Genomic DNA, 15,202 nt, shown 5'->3' with positions numbered 1-15,202 from the left:
TGACTGGTACTAATAGTCCGAAGGCTTACACTTTTTTCTGGGTATGTTTGTTGTTTGCGTCCACTGTATGGTTTTGAAATAACAACCCAAGGGTTGTTCAAGCGAGGGGTTCTAGAGCTAACGCTCTAGAACCCCTCGCTTTTTTCATGCCCAAAAACTAATCCCCCAGAACAAAAGGGGTATAAGGGCGAAGGAAACAAACACACGAAGCTAGAAGAATGCATCGTAGGGGCAGAGAAAGCAGTAGCCTTAGCTACCAGAGAAATATTTTGTACTTTTTTGACGTACAGCTTGCCTTGTGAAAACTTTATTTATAAAGTAATGACTGTTAGGTAGGCCATATCACTTGAAAGGTAACATCATGGCAGAACTCACCGCAGGCACCTGGAACTACGACTCAGCACACTCAGAGGTAGGCTTTACTGTTCGTCACGCAGCTATCACCAAAGTACACGGCACCTTCGACCAGGTCGAAGCCCAGCTCGTCCTTGCTGAAAATATCGCAGACTCCACCGTCCAAGCCACCGCACATATTGACTCCATCAACACCAACAACAGTGACCGTGATGCCCACCTGCGCGGCGAAGACTTCTTCGACGCAGATACTCACCCCACCATGACCTTCGAATCAACCTCCTTTGACCTCGACGGTGAAGACCTAACAGTCGCTGGTAACCTCACCATCAAAGGCCAAACACACCCCGTCACCTTCACCGGCGAATTCAATGGTGCAGTCGTTGACGCCTCTGGCACCACTCGCACAGGTGCCTCCCTCTCAGCAACCATTTCTCGCAAAGACTTCGGCATCACCTGGAACGCCGCAATCGAAGCTGGTGGCGTGCTGGTTTCAGATAAGGTAGTCATCAACCTCGATGTAGCCTTCACCGCACCCGACGCATAGCCACAGTGGCTAGCTCTGCCCCTCCCTGCTTTAGAGTAGGGAGGGGCAGAATACTTTAACAGAAAGGACGCCGATGGTTAGCTTCATGGAAAGACACCAGGTAGCGCTCTACCTGCTTGCCCTGGGAACCGGGCTAGGGGCGTCCTTTCTTCCCGGTCTTGCAGGCCACGCCCAGCCCCTGGTTACCCCAGCCCTTGGCCTCTTACTTCTGGCCACCTTCCTAAGCATCCCCCTTCGTGGGCTCCTGAAGCCACAGATTTTCGCCAGATTCACCAAAACCCTGCTAGCTCTTAACTTCCTGCTCCTACCCCCGCTTGTAGCCCTCCTCTTACTGGGGCTTCGCTGGGTAGCACCTCAGATACCTGACCTTCTGGTGCTTACCGCAGCCCTGGTGCTCCTGACCCCCTGCATCGATTATGTGGTGACCTTTACCGGCCTAGCAGGCGGCTCCCATACGCGGCTCTTGGGCTGCACTCCGCTACTACTTTTAGCGCAGGTCTGCCTAGCCCCCCTGTGGCTTCTTATCTTCCACGCCATCGGTATATGGCAGGGAGACCTTCTAGCTCAAAGCACCCTCTGGCATGCCCTTCCCCACCTAGGGCTAGCCTTGGCTGTGGTGGGTGGGCCTCTGGCTCTGGCGGCTCTTATCCAAGGAGTCGGCGGGCGCACTCAAACATACTCCGAAGATGCAGCAAGTGCTTTCATGGTGCCCGCCATGATGTTAGTTCTTGCCCTCACCCCAGCGGCACACGCGGTAGAACTTACCCAACTCTCCTCATATCTTCTTCCCCTGGCCTGCCTATATGCCACCTACGCTATCCTTACAGCCTTACTTTCCTCCACCCTACTGCGCCTGTGGGGCAGGGGCCTGCCTGCACCCGAACAGGTTGCCATCACCTTCTCAGCAGTCACACGCAACGCCCTGGTCATACTTCCCCTGATTCTCGGCCTCTCAAGGGCTCTTGCCGACCAACCAGCGTCCGCCCTTATGCCGCTGGCGGTACTGACCCAAACCCTCATAGAACTGCTAGCCCTCACCCTCATGGTAGCCCTCTACCGCACACAAAAATCCCCCGCTACCATCAGCGATAGCGGGGGAAAGAAGACAAGAGAGGCAGGCGCCTAGCCCGCCACCGCCTGCCACATAAAGTAAATAGCCACAGCGGCAACTACACCACAAAGCGCCCACCGGCGCAGCTTAGTCTCAAGACGGGCGGCGCGAATATCAGCGCGCTGCTCCAGCGTCTCATTTGGGTCCACAGGAGCCAGATTTGAGGGGTTAGTCGTCTCAGGTTTCTTATCAGTCACAAGGGTGCCCTAGCGCCAGCGGGTAGTCATTAACAAACCCACCATCATAAAGCCAATACCAATACCAATATTCCAGTTACCAATACCCGGAACCGGGTAAACCGACTGGGAAATATAAAAAGTAATAATCCACAGTACGCCAATTACAATCAAGGCGAACATGATGACGCGATACCAGAGAGGAGTTGACGACGGAAAATCATCATCGCTATACATCGAATCAGCAACGCGACGGAGCTCCGCCTCTTCAACATCCTCATCACGAATAGACTTCGATTCAGCCACTTTTCCTCCAGTAAGGGAGCGCACTCCCAGCAGTTCATAAAATATACGGTCAGAGACGATTTTAACCGTAGTACCTGAAAAAGTTCTACCATATAGACAGTCCCCATAACTGTCCCACCTCGAGGTAAGAAGTGACCCCAGCAGCCCCAGCCGCTAGCAGACGAACACACCCCCCAACCAGGCGCACCCCCCTACAATGGGGCACCCAAATCATGGGGGAACTACTCATTACCGCCGGCCTCATCCTGCTGCTCTTCGTAGCCTGGCAACTCTGGTGGACCAACATCGACGCCAACCGCACCCAACAAGAAGCCGTCGATAGCCTCATCCAAGAATTCAACAGTGCCCACCCAGCCCCCACCGTCACAGACGACAAAAGCCAGGGCGCCGAGTCAGTACCTGAACCTGCCATACCTGACTACGACCCCGCCAACCCGCCAGTTGCCGCCCCACCTGCCTACGGGCAAGCCTACGGCGTGGTCTACATACCCCGCCTAGGGCAGAACTACGCCCGCCCCCTAGCCGAAGGCGTAGGCCCCGATGTGCTCGACACCCTCGGGCTAGGACGCTACCCCACCAGCCAGATGCCCGGCGAATACGGCAACCTGGCCCTAGCAGGTCACCGCCAAACCAACGGCGCAGTCCTAGACCACATCGACCTACTTCAAGAAGGCGACAAAATCTACGTGCGCACCGCCGAAGGCTACTACACCTACCAGGTCTACGCATCTAAGATTGTGCTCCCCAGCCAGGTAGAAGTCATCGCCCCCAACCCCGACAACCCCCAAGCCCCAGCACACGAAGCTAACCGGCGCCTGCTCACCCTCACCAGCTGCCACCCCCGCTACGGCGACACCGAACGCTACATCGTGCACGCAGAATTTGTGAGCTGGCAACCAGCAGAAGCTAGAGCCCCCCAAGAAATCGCCGCCATCGCCGGCTAAATCCCGCCACTACCGTCCACCCCAAGGAACCCCCATGTACGCCTGGATCTTCCGCCACCTACCCGGCCCCCTCTGGTTACGCATCATCATCGCCCTCGCCCTCATCGTGGCGGCCGCCTACCTACTCATGGAATACGTCTTCCCCCACTTCGCCGAATACAGCCCCTTCAACACTGATGTGACCATAGAACAATAAGCTCAGGGCACCCGCCCCACCCCCTGCGATAGAATCAAAACACCATCACGAAAAGGCAGGTGCCATGACAAAAATCCTCGTCATCGATAACTACGACAGCTTCGTCTTCACCCTGGTCGGCTACATCCAGCAGCTAGGGGCTGAAACCACCGTTATCCGCAACGACGAACTGCCCCTGGACGAGACCATCACCCTAGCCCAAGAACACGACGGCGTACTGGTCTCACCAGGGCCCGGCAACCCCGCAGAAGCAGGCGTCATCATCGACGTCATCACATGGGCTAAAACCGCCAACAAGCCCCTACTGGGTGTCTGCCTAGGCCACCAGGCCCTAGCAGAAGCCTTTGGAGCCGTAGTAGGCCACGCCCCTGAACTCATGCACGGCAAAACCTCAGAACTGGTGCACACCGGCCAGTCCGTCTTCAAGAGCCTCCCCAGCCCCTTCACCGCCACCCGCTACCACTCCCTCGCTGTAGACCCTGAAACTCTCCCTGCTGAGCTAGAGGTAACCTCCACCACCGATCAGGGCATCATCATGGGCCTACGCCACATAACCGCCCCCCTACACGGGGTGCAATTTCACCCCGAATCAGTGCTCACCGAAGGCGGCTACCTCATGCTCGGCAACTGGCTAGAAGAAGTCGGCCTCAAAGGTGCCGCAGCTTTAGGCGCCACCCTCTCACCCCTCATCGAACCAGCCGCCTAACAGCCAGCGTCCACTGAGTCCCCTGGTACCCCTTAAGACAAAGCCGCCCTCCCCAAAACCGGGGAGGGCGGCTTTACTATCGGCTAGCTAAACCTAGCCATTATTGTTATTTGCGCTTGCCGTTGCAGCTGCGCTCGGAGTGGCCTGAGCAGGCGGAGTAGTCGGCTGAGGTGCCTGAGTAGGCTGGGAAGTCGGCTGAGGAGCCGGAGCCGATACCGTAGCAGAAGGAGCAACGGTAGGAGTCGGAGCAACTGCCACACGAATGGTCACAGTCGACCCTTGCTCAATGAGTGAGCCGGCAGTAGCACTCTGCGAAATAACAGTTCCCGCAGGCTGAGCAGTCGTGGTAACAGTTTCGATGTTAGTGCTCAAAAGGGTATCTGAAGCAGTTAGCGCTGCAATAGCAGCATCACGGTTCAACCCAATCAGGCTAGGAACCTCAACCTTGCCGTTAGAGAGAATAATATTGACCGTCGCACCAGCATCAGCCTGCTGACCCGAGCCAGGGGAAACCCCAACCACCATGCCAGCGGGCACGGTGGGGCTATTGACCGTGGTCGTACGTCCGGGCACAAAGCCTGCGCTGGTGAGAGTCTCACGCACATACTGCTCGCTCTGCCCCTCAAGATTAGCGGGAACAGTGAGAACAGCAGGGCCTAAGGACACCGTCACAATAACCTCACTGCCCTCCTCAGCCTCAAGACCAGTCACAGGGGAAGTCTTAACAACCGAACCCTTGGCTACAGTGTCAGAATGCTCCTCTTCGAACTTGAGCATAAAGTTCAGGTTGCGCAGCTGGGTCTCAGCTTCTTCCTTCGACAAGCCCTGAACCGCAGGAATCACATGGACAGGAACCTCATTGAGCTTGGCCTGATAATAAAGCACAGAGCTCACACCGAATGCAGCCAGCAGAAGAATCAACAAGGTAGTAAGAGCCTTGCCCCAGGCGCTACGGCGGCGCTTCTTACGGGCCTTAGCAGGGTCCTGACCATAGCCATAACCGTAGAGTTCCTCATCGGTGTACTCAGACTGAGCATTATCAAAGAAACTACCCAGACCAGCTTCTTCAGTTTCCTGCGAACCAGCAGCTACAGCACCAGCTGCAAGACCTGCGGGAACTGCAGCCGCACTAAAGACAGTAGTCGCCTCGGTCGAATCCTGACCCTCACCAGCATTTATGCTGCTTTGAGTATCTTTAAGGGCCTCTGCAAACTCACCAGCGCTCTGATAACGACCAGCAGGGTTCTTCGCCAGACCCTTAAGAACCGCAGCATCAAGAGCAGGAGAAATCTCTTCAGACGCAAAAGCACTAGGAGGCTGAGGAATCTCACTCAGATGCTTACCGGCCAGCTCAACATTCGTCGGAGCGTCAAAGGGGGAACGCCCCGCCAACATCTCATACACAAGGCAGGCAGCTGAATAGACATCGCTACGGGCATCAACAGTCTCACCACGAGCCTGCTCAGGAGAAATATAGCGGGCAGTGCCAATGACAGTATTAGCTTTAGTCAGAGCATCACCGGCTCCTTCAGCGGCGCGAGCAATACCGAAATCCATGACCTTAACCTGACCCGGCTCACCCAGCTCACGATCCTCCGCAGTCTGAGGAAGAATCATGACGTTAGCAGGCTTAATATCGCGGTGCACAATACCTGCGCTATGGCTATAGTCAAGCGCCTCAAGAATCTGCACGCCGTAAGCTAGAGCCTGGGCCTGATCAACCTCACCACGAGACATGGCCTCACGCAAGGTGGTGCCCTGCACCAGCTCCATGACCATGAAAGGCACAGAAACCTCAGAACTACCCACCTGGATATCGAAAGAACCGGTGTCATAGACACCCACGATAGAGCGGTGGTTAAGAGCCGCCACGGCCTCTGCCTCGCGCTGAAAACGAGCGCGGAAGATGACGTCCTGAGCATGCTCAACACGTAAAACCTTCAGCGCAACCTTGCGGCCCAGGCGGGTATCAACCGCCTCATAGACGGTCGCCATAGCGCCAGAGCCAATAAGGGCCCCGACCTCATAACGCTGATCGATAGTTTCAGGAACCTGCTGGTCCATGTATTCACCCATCATTTCCGGTGGAGTTTTAGTTGCCAGTCGAATCAGCACTCGGTGAGGCTGCTTCTGAGGCGGTATCTGACTGTGATGCTGAAGGACTCGGTGACGTTGTTTCCGACGCGCTCGCTGCGGGGGCCTTAGCAACGTAGACATCTACGTTGCTCCCTACTTCAACGCGTGAGCCCGAAGTGGGGCTAGTACGTAGTACCGTCCCCTCACGGGCGCTACTGCTTTCTTCAAAGTGTATCTGTACGTTAACGCCCAGGGCAGTAATCGCATTAATGGCCTCTTCAGAGTTTGTACCCTCCAGATTACTGGGTAGGGTCACTGATTTGGGGCCAGTGGAGTACTGCACGGTAATGGTTTCTCCCACTTCTACACTGCCAGTAGGCGATACAGAAAGCACAGTATCTACAGGAGAATCCGAGGTGACGCCAGTGGTGCGGGTTGAGAAGCCCATAGCAGTGAGCTCATTGACCACCGTATCAAGAGAGCGCCCCTCGAAAGCGGCAGAATTAATCTCTACCCGGGTTTTCTGGGCGCTAGTCTCACTAGCGCTAGAGGTAGGCGGGGTACTCACCGTTGAGACAGTGCCCGACGCGGTGGGAGGCACTTGGCCAGGGCCGCTGGGGCGGTTGCTACCAGCTAAGATAAACCAGACAACCGCAGCAATCAACAGTAAGGCAAGCACCAAGGACACCCAACCCCAAGGATTCTTCTTCTTATCCGAAGCTTTAGCCGCTGGGGCTGCTGCCACAGAGGGAGTATTGGGTACACGAGCGGTAGTGGGCTCAGGTTCATAGCGTGCCCCTGAACCAAAGCGTGTAGCTACAGGAGCTACAGTGGTAGCCGCCGTCATCACCTGAGTAGCCTGGGTCTCTGCCCCTTGAGGTAAGAACTTACCCAGAGGCGGTACAGCCTTAATCGCTGCCGGGATATCACGGCGGCGGATAGCGTCAATAGCAGACGCCAGAGCGGTCGCCGTCTCAGGGCGGTCAGCAGGATCTTTGGAGAGCAAACACATAATAAGCGCTGCTGCTGGGGCAGGAACGTCCTTAGGCAGGGGCGGTGGGGGGTCATTCACCTGAGCCAAAGCGATAGCAATCTGCGACTCGCCAGTGAAGGGGCGCTTACCCGCTAGACACTCATAACCGATAATGCCCAGAGAATACATATCGGAAGAGGGAGTGGCCTGCTGGCCGGTAGCCTGCTCCGGGGCCAGGTACTGGGCGGTGCCCATCACCTGACCGGTAGCAGTCAAAGGCACCTGATCAGCGAGGCGGGCGATACCGAAGTCGGTGACCTTCACTCGCTCGTCCGGAGTGATAATCAGGTTGCCGGGCTTCACGTCGCGGTGCACGAGACCCTGGGCGTGGGCGGCTGCCAGGGCGCGGGCGGTCTGCGCCATGATGTTGAGAATGCGGTCAGCAGGTAGCTGCTTGTCGCGCTCAATGATGTTAGACAGCGGCTCCCCGGGCACGAGCTCCATGACCAGGTAGGCAGAGCCGTCCTCTTCACCGTAGTCAAAGACGTTGGCGACGCCGGGGTGGTTGAGCAGGGCGGTGTGGCGGGCCTCGGCGCGGAAACGCTCCAGGAAGCCGGGGTCGCCCGTATATTCCTCTTTCAGAATCTTTACGGCGACGGTACGGCCCAAGACCTTATCGCGCGCCTTCCACACCTCGCCCATACCGCCAATCGCGATACGCTCGGTCAGGGTGTAGCGACCACCAAGAGTCACATCTACCGAAGGCCTCACTTGTTCAACACCGCCTCAAAAAGTTGTTTACCTGCGGGAGCAGCAAGCTGCGCCCCTGTTGTGACGTCTACACCTTCATAGACTACCGCGATAGCTACCTGCGGGTCGTCAGCCGGAGCGAAACCGGTGAACCAGGAGTTATTCAACCCCGTGTCCCCAATTTCAGCGGTACCGGTCTTACCGGCCACCTGGACCCCGCTCACCGCGGCGCCCGAGGCGATACCGTTGCTCACGCCGTTTACCATCCACTCTGTTACCTGGTTAGCGATATCGGCTGAGGTGGAGCGTCGTAGCTCCTCAGCTGAGAACTCGTACAGCGAGCTGAGATTGTGAGACTTAACCGACCTAATCAGGTTGGGTTTCATCTGCACACCGTCGTTCGCGATAGCTGCGCTCATCATGGCAACCTGCAAAGGGGTGGTCTTCACATCGTACTGACCAATAGACGCCTGTGCTAGCTGGCTGTCTTCCATGTTGGTCGGGAAGACCGACTGTGACACGGTCAGGGGAATCTGGAGGTCTTGCCCGTAGCCAAAGTTGCTGGCGGTCTGGGCGATGGTTTCTTCACCCAGGTCCATGGCAATCTGGGCAAAGGGGGTGTTGCAGGACTGCGCCAGGGCCCACTCGATGGTGGCGGACGTGCGGGTTGAGCACTGGCCGCCGGTGTAGTTGGGCAGGGTGACGGTGGTGTTCGGCAGGGTCAGGTTCTGCGGGTTGGGAATCACCGAGTCTGCATTGTATTTACCCGATTCGAGGGCGGCTACGGCGTCAATGATTTTGAAGGGTGAGCCCGGGGCATAGGTGTCGCCCGCAATAGCGCGGTTGTAGAGCGGGTGGTTGGCGTCCTCATTGAGGGCCGCGTACTGGGCCAGCACCGATTCGGCGTTGTGGGACGAGAGGGTGTTGGGGTCGTAGGAGGGGGTGGACACCATAGCCAGGATTTCGCCGGTCTTGGGGTCGAGGGCCACGATAGAGCCCTTGTAGCCGTCCAGCAGGTTGTAGGCCAGCTGCTGGAGCTCGCTGTCGATGGTCAGCTCAACGCTGGCCCCCTGGGCGGTGTTGCCGGTGAACATCTGGGCCAGGCGGTCGTAGAACTGGGCGTCGGAGTTGCCCGACAGCTGGTCGTTCATGGCAGATTCCAGGCCGGTTGCCCCGTAGATGGATGAAAAGTATCCGGTGAGCCCCGCGTAGAGCTCGGGCTGGGAGTAGGTGCGCTGGAAGGCGTAGCCGTCGTTTGATTCTACGGACGAGGCAATTTCTACGCCGTCAACCACAATGGACCCGCGCTGGGAGCCGTAGCTTTCGTAGAGGGTGCGGGAGTTCCAGGCGTTGGCCTGCAGGTTTTTAGCGTCGAAGAATTGGATATAGGTCAGGGTGCCCAGCAGCATCACGAAGACGCAGGCCGCAGCGATCCATGCCCGGCGGATAGCTTTATTCACCGCGAGCACCTCCTGAACGGTTGGTTTCGGTAATTCTAGAGATGACGGACGTGGCCCCCTCGGGCTCGTAGCCCTCGTAGTCGATGCTGTCTGCTTCGTCGAACTCTTCTACCACGTGCGGGGCACGGGCGGTGTGGGAGATAGCGAGCAGGATGGCTACGATGACCCAGTTTGAGAGTAGGGAGGAGCCACCGGCGGACATGAAGGGGGTGGTGAGGCCCGTCAGAGGGATTAGGCGGGTGACGCCGCCAATGACCACGAAGAGCTGAATCACGATGAGGGCTGAGAAACCGGCAGCTAGGAGCTTACCGAAGGCATCACGGGTGCCCAGGGCCGCACGGAAACCGCGGGAGACCAGCAGCAGGAAGAGCATAAGAATCGCTCCCAGACCCAGCAGGCCCAGCTCTTCACCGAGGGCGGTGATAATCATGTCTGAGTTGGAATACGAGACGAGGTCGGGGCGTCCGTTGCCCCAGCCGCGTCCGAACAGGCCGCCAGAGGCCAAGCCGAAGAGGCCCTGCACGATCTGACCCGAGCCACCCAGGGGCTGGTTGTAGATTTCAGGGTCAAAAGCGTGCACCCAGGAGTTGATGCGGTAGTAGACGTGGGGGATGTAGTTGTAGGCCAGCACGCCGCCGGCGGCTACAAAGAGCAGGCCCAGGGCAACCCAGGTGAGGCTTCCGGTCGCTAGGAAGAGCATGGCCAGGAAGATGCCGAAGAAGAGGATAGCCGAGCCCAAATCGCGCTGGAAAACCAGCACCGCTAGCGAGACAAACCAGGCGATAAACATGGGGGCCAGGTCTTTGAAGCGGGGCAGGCGTACCGGGCCGATACGCTTACCGGCCAACATAATCAGGTCGCGGTGGGTTGAGAGATAACCGGCGAAGAAGATAGCCAGGGTAATCTTGGCGACTTCACCGGGCTGGAAAGTACGGCCGCCGAGTGAAATCCAGATGCGGGCACCGTTAATTTCGGTACCGATGACCGGTAGCAGCGGCAGCAGGAGCAGCACAATCGAGGCAGCCAGAGAGATATAGGTGACCTTCCGCAGTACCCGGTGGTCGCGTAGGAAGAAGAGCACCACGGCTGAAGCAATCATGGCTACGCCGGTCCACATGAGCTGGGCTGCCCCCGCGTTAGCGGTGGTGGTCAGGTCGATACGGTAGATCATGGCTAGACCCAGCCCGTTGAGAGCCACAGCAATCGGCAGAATAAAGGGGTCGGCGTAGCGGGCCCGCATATACATAACGGCATGCAGTACCAGGGCGCCCACACCCTGAACGGTAAGAGCCTGCACCCACATGCGGTTTTCCAGGGCCGCTTCGGGGTCTACCAGGTACATGGCGGCAGGGCAGAGCAACACCGCGAGCACGGTGAGTACCAGTTCGGTCAGTCGGCGGGAGCGGGGCAGCTCAACCGCAGGTGCGGCAGATGAAGCGCTCACTAGTTACCTCCCTGGGTAGTTGTGCTGGTATCGGGTGTTGGGCTGGTTTCGGACGCCGGGCTCGGCTCACCCGAGGCACTGGCAGAGGCGCTCGGGGTGGGTTCCGCCGTGGTGACGGTTCCCGGCGTGACCGTAGCCGGTAGCTGGTCGCGCAGGTTCTGCACGATCTGCTCAGCCTCGTCCTGGCTAGTGGCGGTGATAGTGCTGCGCAGAAGCGACTGGGAGAACTCCGGCAGGGAGCTGACCTCAATATCGGTCTCTTCCACCACACTGTTCAGGCTTACCGGCCCCAGGGACTGGTTGATGCCGTTGAACACCGTCACGTGGTCGTCCTTAACACCCACGTAGTACTGGGTTTTGGTCCACGAGAAGAAGCTCCAGGCGCTCGCCGCGAGAACCGCCAGGGTCAGGGCCACCACGAAGACCCGCATGGGCCAGCGGTGGGGCGACGGTGCTACCTCGTTGCTCAGGGCAACCCGGTATTCCTCGGGCAGCTCAGCGGGTTCCAGGGTCTGGGTGGCCTGCTGTTGCGAGAGAGTGCAGATGTTCTGGGCCGTGCGGGCTGTCACCGCCGGAATCATGCCGGTCTGGGTTGCGTTAGCGGCAGCTCCCACTAGGTCGTGGGGTCGTTCCGAGAGCTCCTGACGCAGGACGGATGCCGGGGTCGGCTCGTCCTCACCGTCACCGGTGGTGGCGGTAGCGGCGTCCACCCCGGCCTTAACCGTCATGGTGTTGAGCACGCCGTCGGTGAAGGACTCGCCGCGCCACTTGCCGTGGCGCAGGGCGTTACGCATCTTGGCGTGCTGGGGCATGCGGCGGCGCCAGGGGGCGCGGTGCTCGCCGTCCTCGTCTACCGGCTCACCGGCGTCCGCCCCCTCTGCCTCACTGTCGCTGGAGGCAGGCTCAGCGGCCTCCTGCTCCACGGTGGGGTAAACCCCCACCAGCTCGCCGTCCTTACCGTACTTACGCACCGGAATAATCGGCTGCGGGGCGGTAATCGCCGCAGATAGGGAGTCCTCGCTAATGACCTGCAGAGCCACCACGGTCACGTTGTCGGGGGCGCCGCGTTCCAGGGTCATATCGGTCAGAATATCGACCACCTGTTGCAGGTCGCCGGTGGAGCGCATGACCGCCTCAATCTCGGCTACCTGCACCACAGCGTCCAAGCCATCAGAGCTGAGCACCCACTTCTCACCCACCACAGCATCAAGAGTGCGCAACTCAAGCTCAGGGGAAGCATCCACATCACCCAACACGCGCATAATCACGTTCTTGTGCGGGTGCGCCTCAGCCTCCTCAGGGGTAATCCGCCCCTCCTGCAGCAGGCGCTGCACAAAAGTATGATCCGTGGTGACCTGCTCAAAAACACCATCACGCAGACGGTAGGCACGAGAATCACCAATATGGGCCATCTCAATACAATCCCCATCAATCAGCAAAGCCGTGCAGGTGGTACCCATACCCGCCAAACGCGGGTTCAAGGCCACCAGCTCATTCATGATGATATTGGCATTCACAATCTCATCAGCCAAATACACCCCGGCGTTCCCCTCAAAACCGGCACGGTCAAGAGGAGCCAAATCAAGCACCGTGGTCGCCGAGGCAACATCGCCACCCACATGCCCGCCCATACCATCGGCAACAACCGCCAGGTAATGGCCCGCATAGCCCGAATCATCGTTCTTAGAGCGCACTCGCCCCACATCGGAGCGGGCTGCAAAACGAAAAGCGATACTCATGCACTAAGCTTTCAGCTGCATAGTCGTGCGCCCCACCCGGAAAGGCTGGCCAGCCTCAACCGGGGTAGCGCGTGTCAAACGGGTATCGCCCACAAAAGTGCCGTTGGTCGACCCCATATCTTCAAGGAACCAACGCGACCCCTGCGGGAAGAGGCGGGCATGACGGCCTGAAGCGTAGTCATCTTGCAAAGACACCTCAATATCGGTGGCACGGCCAATCGTCACCGGCGTATTACCCAGGCGCATAGTAGCCCCAGCCTGGGCACCATCCACAATGGTCAGCAAAGAAGGACGAGCCGGTGGGGTAGGCGCCGGTGCCGGGTGCGCGGGAGTTGCAGGAGCAGCCGGCGCATCAACAAGAGCATCCTCAAACTGCGCCCGCGCAGTACGAATATTGCGGCCCACACCCAAATCACGGCGCGAAGCGGCAAGAACCATAAAAATAAACAGCCACAAGAGGCCTAAGAAAGCAAAACGTAAAACCGTCACGGTAATTTCAGATGCCACAAGCTACCCCTTAGGAACCATTAGACGGAAAACAATACGGGCCCGGCCCATCTCAATCACAGAACCATTGCGCAGCTCAGCACGACCGTGCAGGCGCTGACCATCAAGGTAAGAACCGTTCGTGGACCCCAAATCAACTGCCAGGTAGGTGCCATCTTGCTGCACGATGTCCAGGTGGCGGCGGGAGACACCCGTATCTTCAACAGTGATATCTGCGGTGGACCCGCGCCCCAAGGTGACAGGTAGGTCGCGCACTACTACGCGCTCGCCGTTGATGTCGAGTACCACCTGCGGTGCGGGTGCGGTGCGGGTGCGCTGGGGCAGTTGGTGGGCGGGGACGGGTTCGGTGCGTGGGGGAATGGACGGGCGGGTGATGCGGGTGGGCACCTGCTGCGGTGCGGAAGCCGGGTGGGCACCTGCTGCCCTATGGGCCGGGGCTGGGTCGCCCTGAGGGGCCTGCATTTTCTTGACGGCACTGGTGATATCGAAGGTGCCTGGCTCTAGCTGGTCGTTGAGAGAGAAGGTGACGCGCACAGCCCCGCGCAGGGAGTAACCCTGGTCGCGGGCGTGACGAATCACCACGTCGCAGAGCTCTTCAGCTAGGGGCACACCCCATTGTTGGGCTCGTGAAAAGTCGGGGGCAGAGAACTCAATTGTGAAATTGTTGGGGGCGATAGTGCGCCCGGATGAGACGGAGAAGGCCTTCTTGTCCATGTCGGTGCGTAGGCGGTTGGCGATGTCTACCGGCTCAAAAGTGCCGCCCTTGCTGAAGGTGCCACGCACGGCCTTCTCTAGGCCCTGTTCAAGTCTGTCGATGAACCCCATGCTTGCCTCCTTCAACACAAAACTACGGGCGCACCGCGCGGTGTTGTGCGGGTGCTCGAGCTGATTCGCTGCGCAGGGTATGCGCACAGCCTAAGCTTCTAGTCTAGTGGATAACCGTAAAAACTCCCCGGGGAAACCTGACAAACCCCTGCTATTGCACGGTTTTTCTGGCGGTGGGCGGACGTTTGCGCCTTGTTTATCACCGCTTTCTTACCACCCCACAGGCTCAGGTGTGGCTGATAGCACTTACTTTTGGTTGGACAATTTCTTAACAGGCTGTGTATAGTTATCTTCGTTGCTCATTCAGCAACGGTAAAAAATGAATAATGCGCAAGTGGCGGAATTGGCAGACGCGCTGGCTTCAGGTGCCAGTGATCGCAAGATCGTGGGGGTTCAAGTCCCCCCTTGCGCACAGCGAAGAAAAACCCGTTTCCCCTAGTGAGAGCTAGGAGGAGCGGGTTTTTTCATGCCAAAAGATGCTATCAACACAAATTTGAGTTAATTAATTGCTACCCTCTTCGGAGGGGAAAGCGAGCCCGTGCGGTAGGTGCGAGTGCGGCTACAACGGTATCTGGGTTTGCTGCTGGTGCTGCTAGGGGCGCCGCTTTAGGGGCCGTGCTAGGATCGGTCGTTCCCTGGTGCAGGCACCGCTATCGGCGGTGTGATCGGTGGTATTGCCGGTGGCATGATCGGCGGCTGGGCTGGAGAAGAAGGGGCTAAGAAGTTGAACTTTGATGACAGATTTGCCGACTTATTCGGTGGCCTGTATGGCAAATTTATAAAGTAAGGAATCCTGATGAGTGTTCCAATAATTACCGCAACAGAAGTAGGACTACTTGTAATGGCTTTCATCGGGATTGGTGGCTGGGCGCTGCTCGGTGCAGGAAAAAACCGCACCTACGCCCTCACCAAAGACCCCTATTGGATGGACTACTACCTATTTGCCCTAGGGCCCCTAGGTATTTTATTTTTGGGTGGCGGGTTTTACTCTTTAGTAAGAACTGATATGTAGAGGCTTATTCAAAAGTCCCACCCGCAGCCAAAAACACCAACCCCCGCACCACCGCAAACACCCGCCCATACAACCC

At 58.2% G+C, this 15,202-nt stretch carries 15 protein-coding genes and 1 tRNA gene; 7 read left to right on the top strand and 9 right to left on the bottom strand.

All coding sequences use genetic code 11. The annotated features are described in order from the left end of the window. Window positions 1–361 precede the first annotated feature (361 nt). A complete protein-coding gene (locus ACED87_RS09195) occupies window positions 362–901 on the top strand; it encodes a YceI family protein (protein ID WP_449083859.1) in 540 nt (179 codons plus the stop codon). 85 nt (window positions 902–986) lie between these two features. After that, window positions 987–2,027, top strand: a complete 1,041-nt coding sequence (locus tag ACED87_RS09190; RefSeq protein ID WP_449090000.1) for an arsenic resistance protein — start codon at window positions 987–989, stop codon at window positions 2,025–2,027. Here ACED87_RS09190 and ACED87_RS09185 read toward each other — a convergent pair. Then, a complete protein-coding gene (locus ACED87_RS09185) occupies window positions 2,024–2,209 on the bottom strand; it encodes a hypothetical protein (protein WP_449089999.1) in 186 nt (61 codons plus the stop codon). The genes ACED87_RS09190 and ACED87_RS09185 overlap by 4 nt on opposite strands. A gap of 9 nt (window positions 2,210–2,218) precedes the next feature. After that, window positions 2,219–2,494: a cell division protein CrgA gene (locus tag ACED87_RS09180; protein ID WP_449089998.1), complete on the bottom strand. Its 276-nt coding sequence runs from the start codon at window positions 2,492–2,494 to the stop codon at window positions 2,219–2,221. Window positions 2,495–2,706: 212 nt separating this feature from the next. Here ACED87_RS09180 and ACED87_RS09175 point away from each other — a divergent pair, with 212 nt between their 5' ends. From ACED87_RS09175 to ACED87_RS09165, 3 genes are all read left to right on the top strand, one after another. Then, window positions 2,707–3,438 (top strand): class E sortase, encoded by a 732-nt coding sequence (locus tag ACED87_RS09175; RefSeq protein ID WP_449089997.1) that lies wholly within the window; start codon window positions 2,707–2,709, stop codon window positions 3,436–3,438. A gap of 34 nt (window positions 3,439–3,472) precedes the next feature. After that, window positions 3,473–3,634, top strand: coding sequence for a hypothetical protein (locus tag ACED87_RS09170; RefSeq protein ID WP_449083850.1), 162 nt, complete (start codon window positions 3,473–3,475; stop codon window positions 3,632–3,634). Between the two features lie 64 nt (window positions 3,635–3,698). Beyond that, window positions 3,699–4,340 carry an aminodeoxychorismate/anthranilate synthase component II gene (locus ACED87_RS09165; RefSeq protein WP_449089996.1) on the top strand — a complete coding sequence of 214 codons (642 nt, stop codon included), beginning with the start codon at window positions 3,699–3,701 and terminating at the stop codon, window positions 4,338–4,340. Window positions 4,341–4,433: 93 nt separating this feature from the next. On the opposite strand, the gene pknB is transcribed toward ACED87_RS09165, so the two are convergent. The 7 genes from pknB to ACED87_RS09130 are packed head-to-tail and all read right to left on the bottom strand — an operon-like array spanning window position 4,434 to window position 14,114. Then, entirely contained in the window at window positions 4,434–6,404 is a 1,971-nt protein-coding gene (gene pknB / locus ACED87_RS09160; RefSeq protein ID WP_449089995.1) for a Stk1 family PASTA domain-containing Ser/Thr kinase, read from the bottom strand. 28 nt (window positions 6,405–6,432) lie between these two features. Beyond that, window positions 6,433–8,160 carry a protein kinase domain-containing protein gene (locus tag ACED87_RS09155; protein ID WP_449083844.1) on the bottom strand — a complete coding sequence of 576 codons (1,728 nt, stop codon included), beginning with the start codon at window positions 8,158–8,160 and terminating at the stop codon, window positions 6,433–6,435. Continuing rightward, complete coding sequence (locus ACED87_RS09150) at window positions 8,157–9,599, bottom strand: peptidoglycan D,D-transpeptidase FtsI family protein (RefSeq protein ID WP_449083842.1); 1,443 nt, start codon at window positions 9,597–9,599, stop codon at window positions 8,157–8,159. The genes ACED87_RS09155 and ACED87_RS09150 overlap by 4 nt, the downstream gene beginning before the upstream one ends. Continuing rightward, the gene (locus ACED87_RS09145) at window positions 9,592–11,043 is read right to left on the bottom strand and encodes an FtsW/RodA/SpoVE family cell cycle protein (RefSeq protein WP_449083840.1); all 1,452 of its coding nucleotides are present in this window, start codon (window positions 11,041–11,043) and stop codon (window positions 9,592–9,594) included. Before ACED87_RS09145 ends, ACED87_RS09150 begins: the two co-directional genes overlap by 8 nt. Continuing rightward, window positions 11,043–12,782 carry a PP2C family protein-serine/threonine phosphatase gene (locus tag ACED87_RS09140; RefSeq protein WP_449089994.1) on the bottom strand — a complete coding sequence of 580 codons (1,740 nt, stop codon included), beginning with the start codon at window positions 12,780–12,782 and terminating at the stop codon, window positions 11,043–11,045. The genes ACED87_RS09145 and ACED87_RS09140 overlap by 1 nt, the downstream gene beginning before the upstream one ends. 3 nt (window positions 12,783–12,785) lie before the next feature. Then, complete coding sequence (locus ACED87_RS09135; protein ID WP_449089993.1) at window positions 12,786–13,289, bottom strand: FHA domain-containing protein FhaB/FipA; 504 nt, start codon at window positions 13,287–13,289, stop codon at window positions 12,786–12,788. Window positions 13,290–13,292: 3 nt separating this feature from the next. Further along, entirely contained in the window at window positions 13,293–14,114 is an 822-nt protein-coding gene (locus ACED87_RS09130) for an FhaA domain-containing protein (RefSeq protein ID WP_449089992.1), read from the bottom strand. A gap of 328 nt (window positions 14,115–14,442) precedes the next feature. On the opposite strand from ACED87_RS09130, the gene ACED87_RS09125 reads away from it, so the two are divergent. Together ACED87_RS09125 and ACED87_RS09120 are read left to right on the top strand one after the other, a co-directional pair. Further along, window positions 14,443–14,526: transfer RNA gene (locus ACED87_RS09125), tRNA-Leu, on the top strand. A 429-nt stretch (window positions 14,527–14,955) separates the two neighbouring features. Next, the gene (locus ACED87_RS09120) at window positions 14,956–15,126 is read left to right on the top strand and encodes a hypothetical protein (RefSeq protein WP_449089991.1); all 171 of its coding nucleotides are present in this window, start codon (window positions 14,956–14,958) and stop codon (window positions 15,124–15,126) included. Window positions 15,127–15,202: the final 76 nt, after the last annotated feature.

It is taken from the genome of Rothia sp. 32237D007AR (assembly GCF_053544675.1).
Note: the sequence above shows the minus strand (reverse complement) of the source record. Positions and strands in the feature narration are given on the sequence as shown.

Bases quoted from the DNA above. Each gene is read 5' to 3' on its own strand.
- ACED87_RS09195 (WP_449083859.1), top strand. From the start codon at position 362: ATGGCAGAACTCACCGCAGGCACCTGGAACTACGACTCAGCACACTCA.
- ACED87_RS09190 (WP_449090000.1), top strand. From the start codon at position 987: ATGGAAAGACACCAGGTAGCGCTCTACCTGCTTGCCCTGGGAACCGGG.
- ACED87_RS09175 (WP_449089997.1), top strand. From the start codon at position 2,707: ATGGGGGAACTACTCATTACCGCCGGCCTCATCCTGCTGCTCTTCGTA.
- ACED87_RS09170 (WP_449083850.1), top strand. From the start codon at position 3,473: ATGTACGCCTGGATCTTCCGCCACCTACCCGGCCCCCTCTGGTTACGC.
- ACED87_RS09165 (WP_449089996.1), top strand. From the start codon at position 3,699: ATGACAAAAATCCTCGTCATCGATAACTACGACAGCTTCGTCTTCACC.
- pknB (WP_449089995.1), bottom strand. From the start codon at position 6,404: ATGGACCAGCAGGTTCCTGAAACTATCGATCAGCGTTATGAGGTCGGG.
- ACED87_RS09140 (WP_449089994.1), bottom strand. From the start codon at position 12,782: ATGAGTATCGCTTTTCGTTTTGCAGCCCGCTCCGATGTGGGGCGAGTG.
- ACED87_RS09130 (WP_449089992.1), bottom strand. From the start codon at position 14,114: ATGGGGTTCATCGACAGACTTGAACAGGGCCTAGAGAAGGCCGTGCGT.
- ACED87_RS09120 (WP_449089991.1), top strand. From the start codon at position 14,956: ATGGCTTTCATCGGGATTGGTGGCTGGGCGCTGCTCGGTGCAGGAAAA.